Source organism: Streptococcus pseudopneumoniae, assembly GCF_038148935.1.
GTDB classification, from domain to species: domain Bacteria; phylum Bacillota; class Bacilli; order Lactobacillales; family Streptococcaceae; genus Streptococcus; species Streptococcus pseudopneumoniae_U.
Genome location: NZ_JBBJZX010000172.1, coordinates 1 through 1,177, shown reverse-complemented (window position 1 = coordinate 1,177; position 1,177 = coordinate 1). Strand labels below are relative to the sequence as shown.

Below are 1,177 nucleotides of genomic sequence, written 5' to 3'. Positions count from 1 at the left end.
AGTTTTGAGGTTGTAGATAAGACTGACGAAGTCAGTGACCATATCTACGTCAAGGCGACGCTGACGAAGTTTGAATTGGATTTTCGCAGAGTGTAAATTGTTGAAACTAGGTTGTCATACCTTTTAGGAGTGACAGCCTAGTTTTTTATAAACTATCAAGAAATCGGAGAAAATAATGGTAATTGAATTAAAATCAGAACAATTAAGAGTTGAATTTAACAGTTTTGGTGGGGCTCTTTCTTCTATAAAAGATGCTGAGGGACTTGAGTATTTGTGGCAAGGGGATCCCACTTATTGGAGTGGACAAGCTCCTGTTCTCTTCCCCATTTGTGGTTCTTTGAGAGAGGATACAGCCCTCTATATAGATGAGAAGGGGCAAGAAAGCAAAGGAAAGATTCCTCGTCATGGTTTGGTTCGCAAGAAAGAATTTGAATTAGTTGAACAGACAGATAAGAGTGTAACTTTTGCAATTGAAGACGATGAGAATAGCTATCAGAACTACCCTTATCATTTCCGCCTAGAAATCACTTATAGCCTTACTGGCAAGACAGTACGGACTCAATACAAGATTTTCAATAAAGAAACTAGCAAGGTCATGCCTTACTTTATTGGTGGACATCCAGGATTTAATTGTCCCTTACTGGATGATGAAGTCTATGAAGATTACTATTTAGAGTTTGAGAAAGAAGAGACTTGCTCTGTTCCACGTCCTTTCCCAGAAACGGGTATGCTGGATTTTCAAGATAGAAGTCCATGGCTAGAGGGACAAAAAGAAATAGATCTTAGTTATGATCTTTTCAGCACAGATGCAGTGACTTTGGATGAATTGCAATCTCGAACAATTGCCCTTCGTTCCCGTAAACATGATAAGGGATTGAAAGTGCACTTTGCAGAGTTTCCAAACCTCATCATCTGGTCAACTTTGAACAAGGGACCTTTCATTGCCTTTGAACCATGGTCTGGCTTGTCAACATCCCTTGAAGAAGGAGATCATTTAGAAGATAAGAAGAATGTTCGTCTCTTAGAAGCCAATCAGGTTGAAGAAATAGGGTTTGAGATAGAAGTTTTATAAAAAAGTAAAAAATAAATAACAAAAACAAACATAAACTGTTGACTTTTTCAAACAATAGTAGTATATTATGTTTGTGAGGACTAATTGACTGTTTTTTAAAGACAG

Annotated in this window: 1 protein-coding gene; it reads left to right on the top strand. The window is 37.6% G+C overall.

What is annotated here, in order from left to right:
• Positions 1–175 precede the first annotated feature (175 nt).
• On the top strand, positions 176–1,072 hold the full coding sequence (locus WKI42_RS10410; RefSeq protein WP_368081882.1) for an aldose 1-epimerase family protein: 897 nt from the start codon (positions 176–178) through the stop codon (positions 1,070–1,072).
• Positions 1,073–1,177 lie beyond the last annotated feature (105 nt).